General features: G+C 65.5%; 17 protein-coding genes. 10 read left to right on the top strand and 7 right to left on the bottom strand.

Annotation, left to right across the window (positions count from 1 at the left end):
- Positions 1–28: 28 nt before the first annotated feature.
- Entirely contained in the window at positions 29–658 is a 630-nt protein-coding gene (locus X907_RS09760) for a DciA family protein (protein WP_127567495.1), read from the bottom strand.
- On the opposite strand from X907_RS09760, the gene mutY reads away from it, so the two are divergent.
- A complete protein-coding gene (gene mutY / locus X907_RS09755; RefSeq protein WP_127567493.1) occupies positions 657–1,709 on the top strand; it encodes an A/G-specific adenine glycosylase in 1,053 nt (350 codons plus the stop codon). The genes X907_RS09760 and mutY overlap by 2 nt on opposite strands.
- A gap of 133 nt (positions 1,710–1,842) precedes the next feature.
- Here mutY and X907_RS09750 read toward each other — a convergent pair whose 3' ends face one another.
- From X907_RS09750 to X907_RS09740, 3 genes are all read right to left on the bottom strand, one after another.
- Entirely contained in the window at positions 1,843–2,943 is a 1,101-nt protein-coding gene (locus X907_RS09750; RefSeq protein ID WP_127567491.1) for a site-specific DNA-methyltransferase, read from the bottom strand.
- Between the two features lie 56 nt (positions 2,944–2,999).
- Positions 3,000–3,587 (bottom strand): ribonuclease HII, encoded by a 588-nt coding sequence (locus X907_RS09745; RefSeq protein ID WP_127567489.1) that lies wholly within the window; start codon positions 3,585–3,587, stop codon positions 3,000–3,002.
- 115 nt (positions 3,588–3,702) lie between these two features.
- Positions 3,703–4,806 carry a PA0069 family radical SAM protein gene (locus tag X907_RS09740; RefSeq protein ID WP_127567487.1) on the bottom strand — a complete coding sequence of 368 codons (1,104 nt, stop codon included), beginning with the start codon at positions 4,804–4,806 and terminating at the stop codon, positions 3,703–3,705.
- Between the two features lie 76 nt (positions 4,807–4,882).
- Between X907_RS09740 and X907_RS09735 the strand changes: the two genes are divergently transcribed.
- Together X907_RS09735 and X907_RS09730 are read left to right on the top strand one after the other, a co-directional pair.
- On the top strand, positions 4,883–5,605 hold the full coding sequence (locus tag X907_RS09735) for a TIGR04283 family arsenosugar biosynthesis glycosyltransferase (protein ID WP_233352581.1): 723 nt from the start codon (positions 4,883–4,885) through the stop codon (positions 5,603–5,605).
- On the top strand, positions 5,602–6,309 hold the full coding sequence (locus X907_RS09730) for a TIGR04282 family arsenosugar biosynthesis glycosyltransferase (protein WP_127567485.1): 708 nt from the start codon (positions 5,602–5,604) through the stop codon (positions 6,307–6,309). The genes X907_RS09735 and X907_RS09730 overlap by 4 nt, the downstream gene beginning before the upstream one ends.
- On the opposite strand, the gene X907_RS09725 is transcribed toward X907_RS09730, so the two are convergent.
- A complete protein-coding gene (locus X907_RS09725) occupies positions 6,306–7,100 on the bottom strand; it encodes a uracil-DNA glycosylase (RefSeq protein WP_127567483.1) in 795 nt (264 codons plus the stop codon). The genes X907_RS09730 and X907_RS09725 overlap by 4 nt on opposite strands.
- Before the next feature lie 183 nt (positions 7,101–7,283).
- Here X907_RS09725 and X907_RS09720 point away from each other — a divergent pair, with 183 nt between their 5' ends.
- From X907_RS09720 to X907_RS09705, 4 genes are read left to right on the top strand one after another with little or no spacing between them, the layout of a single operon-like run.
- The gene (locus tag X907_RS09720) at positions 7,284–8,951 is read left to right on the top strand and encodes an electron transfer flavoprotein-ubiquinone oxidoreductase (RefSeq protein WP_127567481.1); all 1,668 of its coding nucleotides are present in this window, start codon (positions 7,284–7,286) and stop codon (positions 8,949–8,951) included.
- A 25-nt stretch (positions 8,952–8,976) separates the two neighbouring features.
- The gene (locus tag X907_RS09715; RefSeq protein WP_127567479.1) at positions 8,977–10,653 is read left to right on the top strand and encodes a tetratricopeptide repeat protein; all 1,677 of its coding nucleotides are present in this window, start codon (positions 8,977–8,979) and stop codon (positions 10,651–10,653) included.
- A complete protein-coding gene (locus tag X907_RS09710) occupies positions 10,650–11,546 on the top strand; it encodes a 4-(cytidine 5'-diphospho)-2-C-methyl-D-erythritol kinase (protein WP_127567477.1) in 897 nt (298 codons plus the stop codon). Before X907_RS09715 ends, X907_RS09710 begins: the two co-directional genes overlap by 4 nt.
- Positions 11,546–12,574, top strand: a complete 1,029-nt coding sequence (locus tag X907_RS09705) for an MraY family glycosyltransferase (protein WP_127567475.1) — start codon at positions 11,546–11,548, stop codon at positions 12,572–12,574. Before X907_RS09710 ends, X907_RS09705 begins: the two co-directional genes overlap by 1 nt.
- Here the strand turns inward: X907_RS09705 and X907_RS09700 are convergent.
- Positions 12,568–13,524 carry a polyprenyl synthetase family protein gene (locus X907_RS09700; RefSeq protein WP_127569447.1) on the bottom strand — a complete coding sequence of 319 codons (957 nt, stop codon included), beginning with the start codon at positions 13,522–13,524 and terminating at the stop codon, positions 12,568–12,570. The two genes, X907_RS09705 and X907_RS09700, sit on opposite strands and share 7 nt — an antisense overlap.
- Positions 13,525–13,699: 175 nt before the next feature.
- Between X907_RS09700 and X907_RS09695 the strand changes: the two genes are divergently transcribed.
- The 3 genes from X907_RS09695 to X907_RS14440 are packed head-to-tail and all read left to right on the top strand — an operon-like array spanning position 13,700 to position 14,828.
- A complete protein-coding gene (locus tag X907_RS09695) occupies positions 13,700–13,921 on the top strand; it encodes a putative signal transducing protein (protein ID WP_127567473.1) in 222 nt (73 codons plus the stop codon).
- A complete protein-coding gene (locus X907_RS09690; RefSeq protein ID WP_127567471.1) occupies positions 13,918–14,691 on the top strand; it encodes a tRNA1(Val) (adenine(37)-N6)-methyltransferase in 774 nt (257 codons plus the stop codon). The genes X907_RS09695 and X907_RS09690 overlap by 4 nt, the downstream gene beginning before the upstream one ends.
- Positions 14,688–14,828 (top strand): hypothetical protein, encoded by a 141-nt coding sequence (locus tag X907_RS14440; protein ID WP_170175522.1) that lies wholly within the window; start codon positions 14,688–14,690, stop codon positions 14,826–14,828. The genes X907_RS09690 and X907_RS14440 overlap by 4 nt, the downstream gene beginning before the upstream one ends.
- On the opposite strand, the gene X907_RS09685 is transcribed toward X907_RS14440, so the two are convergent.
- Positions 14,825–15,577 carry a cell wall hydrolase gene (locus X907_RS09685; protein ID WP_233352290.1) on the bottom strand — a complete coding sequence of 251 codons (753 nt, stop codon included), beginning with the start codon at positions 15,575–15,577 and terminating at the stop codon, positions 14,825–14,827. The genes X907_RS14440 and X907_RS09685 overlap by 4 nt on opposite strands.
- Between the last annotated feature and the right edge of the window lie 28 nt (positions 15,578–15,605).

Genomic DNA, 15,605 nt, shown 5'->3' with positions numbered 1-15,605 from the left:
CGGGGGAGGAAAAGAAAACGCCCAGCGGCTACCCGCCCTCGCGCTCCCTTACCGCCGCCTCGAAGTCGGCCAGCGCCGCGGCCAGCCGTTCAGCCGGATCGGCGGGCGGTTCGGGCAAGGGTTCGGCGCGCTTGATCACCCGGCTTGCCGCGCGGCGTACCGGCCCGGCGGGCGCAGCTAGCGAGCCTTGCACGATGCGCAGGCGTTTGGGCGCCCGGCCCGCATATTGAGCCACCCGCTCCAGTATCACGCCCGATTGCGCCTCGATCAGCGCAGCGGCAGGTCCGCGCGCCCGCACGGTAAGTGTCCCCGATTGCAGCTTTTCAGGACTGGTCCAGCGCGCCAGCGCCTCGCCGACTATCGCCTCCCAATGCTCCTCCAGCTCGGAGGCACCCGGCCCGAAGGCGCGCGACAGAGGCCGCAGCACCTTGGCCAGCGCCCTCCCGGCGGGGGGCGGTGGCTTGATGGCGGGTTTGCCCCGATGATCGACGGCCCACAGATCCGCCTCCGCGCGCGAGACCGCATCGCTTTTCGAGCGTATGCGCCTGCGCTGCGTGATTGCCTTTTGGCGATCGTGTTTCCAGCTTTCATCCATGAGCACAGTGTCGGCACTTCGAGATGATGCGGCAAGCCCGGTGAGCGGTGACATCGCCGCCATGCGTAGCCGACTGCTCGCCTGGTATGACCGGGAGGGGCGAACCCTGCCCTGGCGGATCCGGCCTGAAGAGCGCGCGGCGGGGCGCGCGGCGGACCCGTACGCGGTATGGCTGTCTGAGATCATGCTGCAGCAGACGACCGTGCCGCACGCCGCGCCGTACTATGCGAAATTCCTCTCCCTCTGGCCGACGGTTCATGATCTTGCGAACGCCCCGCGCGAGGATGTGATGGCCGCGTGGGCAGGGCTTGGCTATTATGCCCGCGCGCGAAATCTGCACGCTTGTGCGCAGGCTGTATCGCGTGGTCTGGCGGGTGTGTTCCCCAGCGATCTGGAAGGGCTTCGCGCGCTGCCGGGCATTGGTGAATACACCGCCCACGCCATCCGCGCCGCCGCTTTCAACCTGCCCGCCAGCGTGGTGGATGCCAATGTGGAGCGGGTGATTACGCGGATCTTCCGCATCGAAGCGCCGCTGCCCTCAGCCAAGCCGCAAATCCGCAAAGCCGCCGCCATGCTGGCCGATCCGGACCGGCCGGGAGACTACGCGCAGGCCATCATGGATCTGGGCGCTGTCATCTGCACGCCGCGCGCTCCCTCTTGCGGATCGTGTCCGTGGGAGAGCCATTGCGCCGCGCGCGTCGCAGGCGATCAGGAGCGCTATCCGGTGAAAGCCGCGAAGAAGGCAAAGCCGGTGCGCCATGGCATCGCTTTCGTGGTCTTTCGCGGGGCAGGCGAGGCGCGCGAGGTGCTGGTGCGTACACGCCCTGACAAGGGGCTGCTCGGCGGCATGCTGGAAGTGCCGGGAACGGACTGGGTTGAGGATGCCGGAGCGCTCCCGTCACCAGAGGAGGCTGCTCCACTGGCGCTGGAGTGGCGAGAAGCGGGCGGGATCACCCATGTCTTCACGCATTTTGAGCTGCGCCTGACTGTGTTTGCCGCGCCCTTCGATGCGAAGGCCAGCCTGCCCGATGGCGCGCGCTGGGTGGCGGTGCATCCCATCCGTGCGGCCGGGCTGCCTACAGCGATGAAGAAGGCCGTGCAGGCGGTGTTGTAGGCAGGTCGCCCTCGTCCTTCGAGACGCCACTTTGTGGCTCCTCAGGATGAGGGCTTGGGTCGCGCTTTTCCCTCATCCTGAGGGCGAACGCAGTGAGCGTCTCGAAGGACGAGGGAAAAGCAAACAGAGCCCCCTACGCCTCTTCCATCTCGGCGCGGATGCGGCTGCGAAGCACGTCAATCGGCATCAGCGTGCCATTGCGGCGGATATGCCAGAACGTCCAGCCATTGCAGGAGGGCGCGCCCTGAACAGCCGCGCCGACCTGATGGATGGAGCCGGTCTCGCCGCCGCCTGTCACCGAGCCGTCAGCGCGCACGCGCGCGGTACGCCGCCCCTGCGCGCAGAACAGCGTATCGCCGGGCTTGATGAGGCCGGCCTCGACCACATTGCCGAACGGAATGCGCGGGAGCGAGCGCTTGGAGGCTGTCACCTGCAACGCGCTGGCATCGCCAGGGCTGATCGCCTCGATGCGCTGGCGGGCCAGCGTCACATAGTCCGCGTCGGCCTCAATGCCGATGAATTTGCGCCCCAGCTTCCTCGCCATTGCGCCCGTGGTGCCGGTGCCGAAGAACGGGTCGAGCACGATCTGGCCGGGATGGGTGGTGGAAAGCAGCACGCGGTGCAGCAGCGCCTCTGGCTTCTGCGTCGGGTGGGCTTTGCGGCCATCAAGGGCTTTCAGGCGCTCACCGCCCGAGCAGATCGGCAGCGTCCAGTCAGAGCGCATCTGCACGCCGTCATTGAGCGATTTCATGGCTGCGTAGTTGAACGTGACCTTGCTGGTCTTGTGCTTGGCCGCCCAGATCAGCGTCTCGTGCGCATTGGTAAAGCGCGTGCCCTTGAAGTTCGGCATCGGGTTGGACTTGCGCCAGATGACATCATTGAGCACCCAGAATCCCATATCCTGCAGGAAGGTGCCGACGCGGAAAATATTGTGATAGCTGCCAATGGTCCACAGCGCGCCATCCTCTTTCAGGACGCGCCGGGCCTCTTCCAGCCAGCCGCAGGTGAACAGATCATACTCGTCGAACCCGCCAATCTGGTCCCAGTCATTATCGACCGCGTCCACCTTGGAATTGTCCGGGCGATGCAGTTCGCCGCCAAGCTGAAGGTTGTAGGGCGGATCGGCAAAGATCAGGTCCACGCTGTTGTCGGGCAAGGTCTGCATGATCTCCACGCAGTTCCCATGCAGAACCTGATTTATCGGCAAACTTGTTGACACCAGCGTCACCCTCATTCCAACCCGGTGCAGCAGGGTTGAAATGATACGCCTAACGAGGGGTTAAGCGCGAATCACCCGTGTGCTTTTTTTTCTGCCGCAGCCGCGACAGGGCGGTACGAAAACCGGTGGATGGGGGTGGCCCCCAGCCCTTGCAGGGCATCAATATGGGCCTTTGCGCCATAGCCTTTATGCCCCTCCAGCGCGTATCCGGGCCAGCGCAGTGCCGCTTCGATCATCAGCGCGTCGCGCACGGTTTTTGCGATGATGGAGGCGGCAGAAATCACCGGCTCGCTGCCATCGCCGCCGATAATGGCCTCTGCCGGGCAGTCGAGATGCGGCAGCCGGTTGCCATCCACCAGCACCCGTTCGGGCGTGAGCGGCAGATTGCGGCAGGCGCGCGACATGGCCCGCATCGTGGCCTCCAGCACATTGACCCGGTCGATCTCTGCCGGTTCGGCAATGCCAACGCCCACTATTGCTTCGGCGCGGATCACGGCAGCCAGCGCCTCGCGGCGTCTGGCGGTGAGCTTTTTGGAGTCTGCCAGTTCGGACAGCGCAGAAAAGCCCGCAGGCAGGATCACCGCTGCCGCCACGACCGGTCCGGCCAGCGGCCCGCGCCCGGCTTCGTCAATGCCTGCGATAATCGCGTCTGTGGCCATACCGCCTTGCTAGGGCGCTGCGGACAAGGGGTAAAGGGGGGAGGTAGCCATCCCTTGTCATCACCCGCCTGCGCGGGCGCAGGCAAGCCGGGCCATGACAACCAGGTAGGCAAAATCAAAACAGGCTCAACTGATCGCTCTCCTTTTCCGGCACGTTGAAAAGACCGGTGCGCAGCGGCACTACTTTCCTGGACAGCCCGTTTGCCCGGCAGGCGCGCTCAAAGCGGGCGCGGATCAGCTCCGCCACCGGGCCTTCGCCGCGCATGCGGGCATGAAAGCGGCTGTCATAAGCCTTGCCGCCGCGTGTGCTCTCGATCAGCCCCATGATCTTCTTGGCTGACAGGGGGCGCTCTACCGAGAGCCATTGTTTAAAGAGCGGCTCCACCTCCAGCGGCAGGCGCAGCAGCACATAGCTGGCATGGCGGGCTCCGGATTTTGCCCCTGCGCCGAGCAGGTTTTCCAGCTCGTGATCGTTGAGCCCCGGTATCATGGGCGAGGTGAAGACGCTGACCGGCACGCCCGCTTCGCTCAATGCGGTGATGGCCGAGAGCCGCCGCGTGGGGGTGGAGGCGCGTGGCTCCATCGTCCTTGCCAGTTTTGCGTCCAGCGTGGTCACGGAGATCGCCACATGGGCGAGGCCCATGCCCGCCAGCTCCTGCAATAGATCGAGATCGCGCAGCACCCCTGCCGATTTGGTGATGATGCTGACCGGGTGACGGAAACTGAGGCAGGTTTCAAGAATGGCGCGGGTAATGCGCAAATCGCGCTCCACCGGCTGGTAGGGATCGGTATTGCTGCCCATGGCCAACACGCGCGGGACGTAGCCGGGCTTTGAAAACGCCTTGCGCAAAAGTTCCGCCGCGCCGGGCTTGAAGAAGATGACGCTCTCAAAGTCCAATCCGGCCGAATACCCCCAATAGGCGTGGGTGGGCCGTGCAAAACAGTAGATGCAGCCATGTTCACAGCCCCGGTAGGGGTTCACAGACTGGTCAAAGCTAATATCCGGACTGTCATTCGTTGCGATGATGGAGCGCGCGCCATCGCGGATCAGCGTGGTCTTGATCTGGCGCGGCGGCGCGTCGCTATGCCAGCCATCATCGACCGGCTCCGCGGTGGCGCGCTCGAACCGCCCGGCGGCATTCGATTTCGCGCCTCTTCCGCTGGGCTGGAAGGGATCGGGCAGGGCCTCGGACTGGCGGGCGGGGGTGATCGCGTTCATGCCCGGACGCTGACTCGAAAAATAGAACAATTCAAGAACAAAATGAATTTGACGAGGCTCGCCGCCCGTGCGCCTTATGGCGCGCATGAGCCATGTGATTGTCGTCATTCCTTCGCTGAACGCGGCCCCCTCCTTGCCGGACACATTCGCCGGTCTGGAGCCTGCGATTGCGTGCGGGCTGATTTCGCGCTGGGTGCTGGCCGATGGCGGGTCGGGCGATGCCAGCGTGAAGCTCGCCCGTGCGCGCGGGTTTGATGTGGTCAAATCCCCGCCCGGACGCGGTGTGCAGCTCGCCGCCGGGGCTGCCCGCGCGATGGAAAGCGCAGGCGAGGGCGGCTGGCTGCTCTTCCTGCATGCGGACACGCGGCTGGAGGCGGGCTGGGCGAAGGCGGTAAAAGCCTTCATGGCAGAACATGGGAACGGGGATGTGGCAGGCTATTTCCAGTTTGCGCTGGATGATGACAGCGCGCCTGCGCGCCGTCTGGAGCGGTTTGTGGCCTGGCGCTGCGCCGTGTTCGCCCTGCCCTATGGCGATCAGGGGTTGCTCATTCCGGCGCAGCTTTATGAGAGGCTTGGCGGATACAGGCTGATGCGCCTGTTTGAGGATGTGGAGCTGGTGCGCCGCATCGGCAAAAGGCGGCTGAAACCTCTCCCTGCGCGCGCCGTCACCAGCGCAGAGCGTTTCCGCTCCGAGGGGTATCTGCGCCGCTCTGCGGCCAATCTGGTCTTGCTGGCGCGCTATTTTCTGGGGGCGGACCCGGAAAAGCTGGCACGGGCCTATTCCGGGCGCAGAGCATGAGAAAGCCGCGCCTCATCGTCTTTGCCCGCGCGCCGGTGATTGGCGGGGCGAAGACGCGCCTCGCCGCCGGTATCGGCAAGGTGATGGCGTGGCGCGCCTACCGGGCGATGACGGCCAAAACGCTTCGGGCTGTACGCGGTGATGCGCGCTGGCGAACCGTGCTTGCGGTCAGTCCGGACAGCGCCATCGCTCGCGCGTTCGGCAAGGTCTGGCCGGATGATCTGGCGCGCTGGCCGCAAGGGGGCGGTGATCTCGGCGCGCGTCAGGCAAGGGTGTTGGCCGGTGCTGGAGGATGGTTTTCCTCCCCCGCTTGCGGGGGAGGTGGCCTGAAAGGCCGGAGGGGGGATGTTTTTTCAAGAACCTCCCCCCCTCGCCCCCTGCGGGGGCGCTTCCCCCGTGAACGGGGGGAGAAAAGGGGAGGGGCGCTTCCCATCGCCATTATCGGCACCGACGCGCCCGACATCACACGCCGGGATGTGGCGCGCGGTTTCGCGCTGCTCAAACGCCATGACGCGGTGATCGGCCCGGCGGAAGATGGCGGCTACTGGCTGCTGGCGCTTGAAAGCCCGCCACCGCCCGGCCTGTTTGATGGCATTCGCTGGTCGAGCGTCCATACGCGCCGCGATCTGGAAGCGCGCCTTCACGCCCACGGCCTTGCCCGCATCGCGTATTTGCGCGAACTCGCCGATGTGGATGAGGCTTAGGAGAGCTCTTCCAGCTTCTCCTGCAGGCTCAGCAGATCGGCCCAGGCTTTGGCCTTTTCCTGCGGGCGGCGCAGGAGGAAGGCCGGGTGGAAGGTCGGCAGGGCCGGGGCGGAATGGCCTCCGGCGGTCACTTGCGACCAGCGCCCGCGCAGCGCCATGATGCCTTGCGGGGTTTTCAGCATGGCCTGCGTGGAGATGCCGCCAACGAGCAGGATCAGGCGCGGCTTTGCCAGCGCGATATGGCGCTCCACGAAGGGGCGGCAGATTTCAATCTCTTCGGTCGAGGGCTTGCGGTTTCCGGGCGGACGCCAGAACACGACATTGGTGATGTAGGCGCTGGCCTCATCCAGCCCGATGGCGGCCAGCATGCGGTCGAGAAGCTGGCCCGACCGGCCGACGAAGGGCAGGCCCTCGCGGTCCTCGTCCTGTCCGGGGCCTTCGCCAATCACCATCAGGGGCGCTTCAGAGTTGCCGCGCGCGAACACGGTGTTGCGGGCGGTGCGTTTGAGATCACACCCGTCAAAGCTTTCCACGGCGGCTTTCAGGGCCGCGATGTCAGTGGCGTCGCGCGCCATCGCGCTCGCGTCCTGCGCAGGCTTTTCCGGTGCGGCAGGCGCAGATTTCACCGCAGGGGCTGCCGGGGCGGATTTGCGCTCCGGCGCGCTGGTGCGCAGCGCAGGGGGCGGGGCAGGGGGTATGTCCACCGCGATCCCGGCATCATCCCACCAGCCCACAAGGCTTTTCAGCGCGGCGAGCGCATCGGCTTGGGAGGGTGGATGGTCAGGCGTCACGCGTTGGGGTCCGTTCTGTGCGTTGGGGATTATCCGCGCTCTGCGCTTTTTGCTGGCGTAGCGGGGCTGATGCCCTAGCTCATTTCCTGGCGGTAAGCTAAGACGGGACAGGGCCTCGCGCAAACGCTGGTGTCAAGCCAGCGCATATATCCAGCGCGGGAAGAAGAACTGACGGGAGGCAACATGGCTGACGGCGAGATCCAGCGCGACGCAATGGAATATGATGTGGTGATTGCAGGTGGCGGACCGGCGGGTCTGGCGGCTGCCATCCGCATCCGGCAACTGGCCGAGGCCGAAGGCCGTGAGGTCTCCGTGGCCGTGATCGAGAAGGGCTCCGAGATTGGCGCCCATATTCTCTCCGGCGTGGTGTTTGATCCCAAGGCGCTCGACGAGCTGTTTCCCGACTGGCGTGACGATCCCAGCCAGCCCTTTGACACTGAAGTGACCGACGACAAGTTCGTGGCGCTGGGCGAGTCCGGTTCGGCAACCTTCCCCGGCTTCGCCATGCCGGGCTTCATGCACAATCACGGCTGCTATATCGGCTCGCTGGGCAATCTGTGCCGCTGGCTGGCCGAGAAGGCTGAAGCCATGGGCGTGGAGATCTATCCCGGCTTCCCGGCGGCCTCGCTGATCGAGGAAGACGGCGTCATCAAGGGTGTCATCACCGGCGATATGGGCGTGGCGCGCGATGGCAGCCACAAGGATATGTACCAGCCGGGCATGGAGCTGCGCGCCAAGTACACGCTCTTTGCCGAAGGTGCGCGCGGCAGCCTCTCCAAGCAGCTGATCAATCGCTTCAATCTCGATGAGGGCCGCGAGCCGCAAAAATATGGCATCGGCATGAAGGAACTCTGGCGCGTGAAGCCAGAGAACCACAAGAAGGGCCTGGCCATGCACACCATGGGCTGGCCGCTCTCCAACGATACGGGCGGTGGCTCGTTCATGTACCATTTCGGCGATGATCTGGTCGCCATCGGCTTTGTGGTACACCTCAACTACAAGAACCCGAACCTGTTCCCGTTTGGCGAATTCCAGCGCCTGAAAACCCATCCCGATATTGCACCCGTCCTTGAGGGGGCGGAGCGTCTGTCCTACGGCGCACGCGCGATCACCGAGGGTGGTTTCCAGTCCGTGCCGAAGCTGGCCTTCCCCGGCGGCGCGCTGATCGGCTGCTCGGCCGGTTTTGTGAACGTGCCGCGCATCAAGGGCAGCCACAACGCCATGAAAACCGGCATGCTGGCCGCTGAAGCCGCCTTTGCCGCGCTGGGCGAAAGCCGCCAGCATGATGTGCTGGACGCCTATGAGGCGGCCTATGACAAGTCCTGGGTGAAGTCGGAGCTGAAAAAGGTCCGTAACGTCAAGCCGCTCTGGACCAAATGGGGCACGCTCATCGGCATCGGGCTTGGCGGAATGGATATGTGGACGAACGAGCTGTTCGGCTTCTCCATTTTCGGCACGCTCGGCCATGGCGGCCCGGATTATGCGGCGACCAAACCGGCAGACCAGTGCAAGCCGATCCACTATCCCAAGCCCGATGGTGTGCTGACCTTCGACCGGCTTTCCTCGGTGTTCATCTCCAACACCAACCATGAGGAAGACCAGCCGATCCACCTCAAAGTGGCCGACTTGGCGCTGCAGAAAGCCAGCGAGCACGATGTTTATGGCGGTCCGTCCGCACGCTATTGCCCGGCAGCGGTCTATGAGTGGGTCGATGAGGGCGGTGAACCCAAATTCGTGATCAATGCGCAGAACTGCGTCCACTGCAAAACCTGCGACATCAAGGATCCCAACCAGAATATCAACTGGACGACGCCAGAGGGAGCCGGTGGCCCGAACTACCCCAATATGTAGCCCGGATGCGCCGCCACGGCGCGCCATGATGGCCGGTCTGATGCGCGTGGCCCTGTGCCTGCCCGTGCTGGCGGTGTCGTGTGCGCTGCCGCACGGTTTGCTGCAGGACGAGGAGCCGAGCGCCTACGGGGCGTTCCTGGCCGGGCGCTATGCCGGTTCCTCACGCGAAACGGCGGAATCCTCGCGCTTCTATGCCGAGGCGCTGAGCCATGATCCAGGTTCCTCGCTATTGTCGGAACGGGCCTTCTACTCGGCGCTGCTGGCCGGGCAGTTTGAGCGGGCAGACGGTCCGGCGCGTGTTGCCGGGGATCACCCGGACGGCTTGCAGCTGGCCCATGTCTACCTGAAGGGCGGTGAGCTGGCGGGGCGCATACGCGGCCCGTCCGTCGAGCTTGAAGACCCGTTCGGCCCGTTTGGCGCGATGGTCTCCTCGATGCTGGACGACTGGCGGCTGGTGCGTGCCGGCAGGGCAAATGAGGCTGCTGACCGGCCGGTCACGGCCTCTGCCGGGCTGACCGGGCATATCATGCTCCACCGGGGCATGATCCTGGAAGCGGCCGGACGGATGGAGGCAGCAGACGAAGCCTATCGCGCCGCCTATTCCGGTCTCGACATGGAAGGCTTCACCACCATTGTGCGGGGCGCGTTCTTCGAGCGGCAGGGGCGGCGCGACGATGCGCGGCGTCTTTATGAAACGCATCTGAACCGCGGTGCCGGTGAGCGCGACCCGGAAGTGGTGCAGGCGCTGGCACGGCTGGAGGCCGGGCGGCGGCCACCGGCGCGCTTCACGCCGGCGCAGGGCGCCGCACGCTCCATGTTTGCGCCTGCTGCCATGCTGAACGCGTCGGCGCCGGCGGAATATTCCGCGCTGTATCTGCGTATCGTCCAGAGCATCGACCCGGACTTTGATCGTAACACCATGCTTCTGGCGACGGTTCTGGACCGTCTCGGCCTGGAGGATGACGCCATTGCCGCCTTCGACTCGGTCAACAGTGCGCCCTTCTTGGAGCAGGCACGCGTCGATGCGGCGTGGACCCTGTTCAGGCGCGGCGACCAGACCGATGCGCTGGCGCGCGCCCGCTCGCTGGCCTCCGGCGAGATGGCCGAGCAGCCGCGCCTGCTGCTGGCCGACATATACCGGCTGACCGGGCATTGTGATGATGCGGTGGCACTCTACGACGCGGTGCTGGCCGAGCGGTCCGCCGAAGGCCGGGGCATGGACTGGCGCCACATCTTCTACCGGGCGGTATGCCTGCAGATTGCCGGTGACTGGACGGGGGCCGAGGAAGGCTTCCTGCAAGCGCTGGCGCTGGAGCCTGACGAAGCCCGCGTGCTCAACCATCTGGGCTATAACTGGATCGTGCTGGGCGAGCGGGTGAATGAAGGCTTTGCCCTGGTGGAGCGCGCCGCAGAGCTGGCGCCCGATAACGGGGCCATTCTTGACAGTCTGGGCTGGGGACATTTCAAGCTCGGCCGGTACGAGCAGGCCGTGCAATGGCTGGAACGGGCGGTGGAGCTGTCGCCCGCCAACGCGACCATTCACTGGCATCTGGGCGACGCCTATGCGCGCTCGGGACGGGAGCTTGAAGCGGGTTTCCAGTGGCAGCGCGCGCTCGACCTCACCTCTGACCCACGCGAGGAAGCCTTGCTGGAGGTGCGCCTTGCGCACGGCCTTGAAGGCGCGCCTGAGGATATTGAATGAGCGCCCCACAGGCGGGCCGACTCACCGTCTTTGCCCCTGCCAAGATCAATCTGACCTTGCGCGTGGCCCGGCCGCGCGCAGATGGTTATCACCCGCTGCAAAGCCTTGTCGTGTTTGCCGACTGGGGCGACACGCTGCACGCCAGCCCGGCTGATGATCTCACCTTGCAGCTGGATGGACCGTTTGCACCGGCGCTCGCGGATGACACCCACAATCTGGTGCTCAAGGCAGGCTGGGCCTTGCGCGCAGCCGCAGACCGGCCGCAGCTGGGCGCGCGGCTCGTGCTGGAGAAGCATCTGCCTGTCGCCTCCGGCATGGGCGGTGGCTCTGCCGATGCTGCGGCAGCCTTGCGTGTCCTCAATGATCTCTGGGAGCTGGGCTTTTCGACCCGCGCACTGGCCGAGATCGGCAGCGTGGTTGGCGCGGATGTGCCGGCCTGTGTCTGGTCGCGCCCCGTGCTGATGGAGGGTATTGGCGAGGACATCAGGGTTCTGCCCGCATGGCCCGAGCTGAACGCGGTGATCGTCAATCCGGGCAAACCAGTATCGACCGCAGATGTTTTCCGGGCTCTCGATCAGGGCAAGGAGCGCAAGGCATTCGGCGCGCTGACACGTGCGCCGGTGGCCGGAGACCCGGCGGCGGCGCTGGCACTCGCGGCGGCGGGCCACAATGATCTGGAGGCGCCTGCCATGGCGCTGGAGCCGGTTATTGGCGATGTGCTCGCCGAACTGAACGCCATCGACGCGGTGCGCCTGGCACGGATGTCCGGCTCGGGCGCGAGCTGTTTTGCGCTGGTCGATGAGGCCGCAATGGCCTCGCAAGTGGCCCGGGCATTGTCGGAAAGTCATCCGCACTGGATTGTCCGCGCCGTGCGGCTGGCCAGAGCGGCCTGATGGGAATGATGCTCGCCATCTGCGCGCTGATCGCCTTCCTGATCAGTTGCGGTGTCTCGGCGCTGGTCTGGAAGGCCGGTGTTCTGGACATGCCAGATCACAGATCCCTGCACGAGACGCCCACGCCGCGCGGCGGCGGTATCGGCATACTGGCCGCGGCGGGCGCAGCCTTCCTGTGGCTTGCCTTGGTGCCGGTGCCGGGCGGGAGTGCGCTTGCCATTCTGGCGCTGACTGCCCTCATGGGCGCGCTGGGCACGGCGGACGATCTTTTTGGCCTGTCCTCGCGCACGAAGTTCGCCCTGATGGCCGCGTCCGTGCTCATTCTGGCGTGGTTTATAGGCGTTCCGGGCTATCTAGCCGTGACGGAGACGGTGTATCTCGCCTTGCCCGTCTGGGGGGCGGTTGCCGGTGCGGGCCTGTTCATTTTCGTCACGGTCAACGCCGTCAATTTCATGGACGGGTCAGACGGCATGCTGGTCGCCGGTCTTCTGCCCGGCGGGGTGGGGCTGGTGCTGGCGGGGCTGGCCACCGGCCATCTGGACACCAGCTTTGCCGGCGCCGCGCTGGCAGGCGGTCTGGCGGGCTTTCTGATACTCAACCGGCCACCTGCGAAGGTGTTTGCCGGCGATGGCGGGTCACTGACCGCAGGCGCGCTCTATGCAGGCGGGGCACTGGCGATGGCCGGATATGGCTTTTCCGGTGCGCTCTGGCTGGCACCGCTCTTCATCCTGCCGTTTCTGGCTGATGTGCTTTTGACGATGGCGCGCCGTGCCGCTGGCGGGCGGCTGGACATGCAGGCCCACCGCGAGCACCTCTATCAGCGCCTGATCGCAGTCGGCTGGAGCCACGGCCGGGTGGCGGTTCTCTATGCGGGGGTTAGTGCCTTGTGCGTGCTGGCAGGCCTTCTGGCGCTGCAGGGGCCGCAAGGCGCGCCATTTATCGTCTTTGGCGTAATGACCGCCGGTCTGAGCGCGCTCTACCTGGTGGGCGGGCGTTATGCGGCAAGGCTTGCGGGTAGCGCTCAGTAGGCGCGGTCGACCACAAACTCGGCGAGCGCAGAGAGCGCAGCGGTCCATTCATTACGCGGGAAGATGCTCAAGGCTGACTGGGCGTTGGCCGCGTGGGCGCGTGCCTGTGCCAGCGTCTCATCCAGCGCGCCATGGCGTTTCAGGATGGTGATGGCTTCGTCCAGATCGCTCTCATCTTGCGTCTTGCCGCCCAGCGTGCGGGTCCAGAAGGCGCGCTCTTCATCGCTGGCTTTTTCCAGCGCGAGAGTGACGGGCAGCGTGATCTTGCCCTCGCGGAAATCATCGCCGGTATTCTTGCCCAGAAGGGCAGCCAGCCCGCCATAATCCAGCGCATCATCGACAAGCTGGAAGGCAAGGCCCAGCTCGCGCCCATAGGTGTAGAGCGCGTCTTCCTCTGCCTTGGGGCGCCCGGCCAGAATGGGGGATACCTGCGCCGCAGCGGCGAACAGGGCCGCCGTCTTGGCATCGATGACATCCATATAGCTCTGACGGGAAACAGCGATGTCGCCCACAAGAGCCAGCTGGCGTACCTCGCCCTCGGCAATGATGGCAGCGGCGCGTGAGAGAACATGCAGCGCGTCCAGCGAGCCGGAATCCACCATCAGCATGAAGGCCTGCGCGAACAGGAAATCGCCCACCAGCACGCTCTGCGGATTGCCCCAGATATGGTTGGCGGACGCCTTGCCGCGCCGCAATTCGCTTTCGTCCACCACATCATCGTGCAGCAGGGTGGCGGTGTGGATCAGCTCCACAGCGCCCGCGAGCGCCAGATGGCCTTCGCCCTCATAGCCCAGCATGCGCGCGCTGGCGATGGTGATGAGGGGGCGGATGCGCTTGCCGCCGGCCTTGACCAGCCAGGCGGCCAGTTCCGGGATCAGCGCGACAGGGCTGGCCATGCGTTCGTTCAGCAAGGCCTCCACGCGCGGCATGTCGTCGCCGGCCAGCGCCATCAGCGTGGACACCGGGTCGGCTACCGCCTGCGGCGTGTCTGAAAGGGGCAGTCCGTTCACGATGGGCTGTACTCTTGCTAAGCGCGGGTTCAAGCCGCCACAATAGAAATGCGCTAGCGTGTCAGCAAGCGCAGGACACTGCGGCCAATGAACCCGCTTCATCAGGAGATAGTGCGTGATCGAGATAGAGACCACCAACGATCCGGTAAAGCTGTCTTTCATTGAGGCTGTGCTGAAGGATGCCGGGATCAGGTATGTCGTGACCGACGCAGAGACGGCCGGAATGTTTGGCGGCGCGGTGCCGTGGATAAAACGCCGTGTGCTGGTGGGCGATGAGCATGCGGACAAGGCCCGCCGCCTCCTCGCCGATGCGCTGGGCAACACAGGCAAGGCATGAGCGTTGCTGCCTCAGGCGAGGCTCAGCTAAGCCGGTCTACCCTGCATGATGGACGTGTGGCGCTGGACCAGCCGGTCAAAGGCTACCGCGCGGGGCTTGATGCCGTCCTGCTGGCCGCGGCGCTGGAACTGCGTCCCGGCGCCCATGCGTGCGAGTTTGGCTGCGGGGCAGGGGCCGCGCTCCTGTGCGCGGCGCGGCTGAACCCTGAAGCGCGCTTTACGGCGTTCGAGAAAGATCAGTCCATGGCGGCGCTAGCCGCCGCGAACATTGCCCTGAATGGCGGTGATGACCGGATTGAGGTGGAAACCGGCGATGCGCTGGCGCTGGCCGGAACGGCGCGGTTCGATGCGGTGTTCTCCAACCCGCCTTTCTTTGATGACGAGACCGCCTTGCGCCCGCCCTCGGCGGAAAAGCGCGGGGCCTGGATCAGCGATGCGCCGCTGGCAGACTGGATACGCGCAGGCCTGAAAGCGCTTCGCCCGAGGGGCCAGATCGTGCTGATCCACAGGGCGGACCGGCTGGGCGATATTCTGGCGGAGCTTCAGGGCCGCGCGGGCGATATCGGCGTGTTGCCGATCCACCCGCACGCAGGAGAGCCGGCGAAGCGGATCATCGTGCGGGCGGTGAAGGCCAGCCGCGCGCCCTTGCGTATACTGCCAGGCCTTATCGTGCATGGCGGGGAGGGAGAGCGGTTCACACCGGAGGCGAAGGCCGTGCTGACGGGCGAGGCGCGCCTTGCCCTGCAGTCCCCGGAGAGGAGACGGTCATGATCGAGCTGACTATCGGCCTTGTCGTGCTGGCCATAATCTTCGCGCTGATATTCGGCCGCAATGCCCGCCAGAAACGCGAACGGGCCGCCGAAGCGGCCCGCAAAGCGGTTGAAAGCCGGCTGGAAAACCGGGACTAGACGCCGCGGTCGATCAGATCGCGCTCGGCGCGGTTCGGCATGCGGTAGAAGACGTGATAGCCGATCTGGCGTGTCTGCACGAGGCTGGAGGACCAGACCGGATTGACGCTGGCCGTGTGGAAATGCGTGGCAGAGCGCGTGACCTGCGGGGCAAAGCCCAGCATGGCGTGCTTGGCGACGAGCTGTGACTGGCGCCAGGCGCGGCCGCGCGGCGCCCGTTCTGCCGAGCCATCACACGCAAAGCTGAACTGGCAGCCCGTCTGGCGCTCGGAGCCCTGATAGACCACGCCGCATATATTGTCGGGATAGGCACGGTGGCGCACCCGGTTCAGCACCACTTCGGCAACGGCCATCTGGCCGCTGAGAGTCTCGCCGCGCGCTTCGTAATAGACAGCCTCTGCCAGGCAGTTCTGCTGGCGGCGGGCATCACGGGCGAGTGCGAGGTGGCCGAGATCAAATGTCTGCAGATCGTCCAGCGAGCGGCCATTGACCTGCGGAACCATATCGCTGTCCGAAGCGTCGATAGTGAAGGACGCCGTCTGGAACAGGGCCTCGCCCTCATCCCAGCTGCCTTCAAGCGCGCTGCCCAGATAGCGTTCAGCGATGGATGACCACAGCGCATTGTCCGCGCGTGCGGACATCTCGCCGCTGATCAGCGGCAGTGCGGACATCAGACTGATTGTGGCTGCCACGCCTGAAAGGCGCGCAAACCCTGACAACGCAGAACGCAATCGCGTCGCGATAGCCATGCATACCTCTTCTTCCGCCTTGCCGTTC

This window comes from Glycocaulis alkaliphilus (assembly GCF_004000605.1).
In the GTDB taxonomy this organism is placed as follows: Bacteria; Pseudomonadota; Alphaproteobacteria; order Caulobacterales; family Maricaulaceae; genus Glycocaulis; species Glycocaulis alkaliphilus.
Note: the sequence above shows the minus strand (reverse complement) of the source record. Positions and strands in the feature narration are given on the sequence as shown.

Excerpts from the sequence above, each read along its gene's own strand:
- mutY (WP_127567493.1), top strand. The coding sequence starts at position 657 with ATGCGTAGCCGACTGCTCGCCTGGTATGACCGGGAGGGGCGAACCCTG.
- X907_RS09760 (WP_127567495.1), bottom strand. The coding sequence starts at position 658 with ATGGCGGCGATGTCACCGCTCACCGGGCTTGCCGCATCATCTCGAAGT.
- X907_RS09750 (WP_127567491.1), bottom strand. The coding sequence starts at position 2,943 with ATGAGGGTGACGCTGGTGTCAACAAGTTTGCCGATAAATCAGGTTCTG.
- X907_RS09745 (WP_127567489.1), bottom strand. The coding sequence starts at position 3,587 with ATGGCCACAGACGCGATTATCGCAGGCATTGACGAAGCCGGGCGCGGG.
- X907_RS09740 (WP_127567487.1), bottom strand. The coding sequence starts at position 4,806 with ATGAACGCGATCACCCCCGCCCGCCAGTCCGAGGCCCTGCCCGATCCC.
- X907_RS09735 (WP_233352581.1), top strand. The coding sequence starts at position 4,883 with ATGGCGCGCATGAGCCATGTGATTGTCGTCATTCCTTCGCTGAACGCG.
- X907_RS09730 (WP_127567485.1), top strand. The coding sequence starts at position 5,602 with ATGAGAAAGCCGCGCCTCATCGTCTTTGCCCGCGCGCCGGTGATTGGC.
- X907_RS09720 (WP_127567481.1), top strand. The coding sequence starts at position 7,284 with ATGGCTGACGGCGAGATCCAGCGCGACGCAATGGAATATGATGTGGTG.
- X907_RS09715 (WP_127567479.1), top strand. The coding sequence starts at position 8,977 with ATGATGGCCGGTCTGATGCGCGTGGCCCTGTGCCTGCCCGTGCTGGCG.
- X907_RS09710 (WP_127567477.1), top strand. The coding sequence starts at position 10,650 with ATGAGCGCCCCACAGGCGGGCCGACTCACCGTCTTTGCCCCTGCCAAG.
- X907_RS09705 (WP_127567475.1), top strand. The coding sequence starts at position 11,546 with ATGGGAATGATGCTCGCCATCTGCGCGCTGATCGCCTTCCTGATCAGT.
- X907_RS09700 (WP_127569447.1), bottom strand. The coding sequence starts at position 13,524 with ATGGCGCTGGCCGGCGACGACATGCCGCGCGTGGAGGCCTTGCTGAAC.
- X907_RS09690 (WP_127567471.1), top strand. The coding sequence starts at position 13,918 with ATGAGCGTTGCTGCCTCAGGCGAGGCTCAGCTAAGCCGGTCTACCCTG.
- X907_RS14440 (WP_170175522.1), top strand. The coding sequence starts at position 14,688 with ATGATCGAGCTGACTATCGGCCTTGTCGTGCTGGCCATAATCTTCGCG.
- X907_RS09685 (WP_233352290.1), bottom strand. The coding sequence starts at position 15,577 with ATGGCTATCGCGACGCGATTGCGTTCTGCGTTGTCAGGGTTTGCGCGC.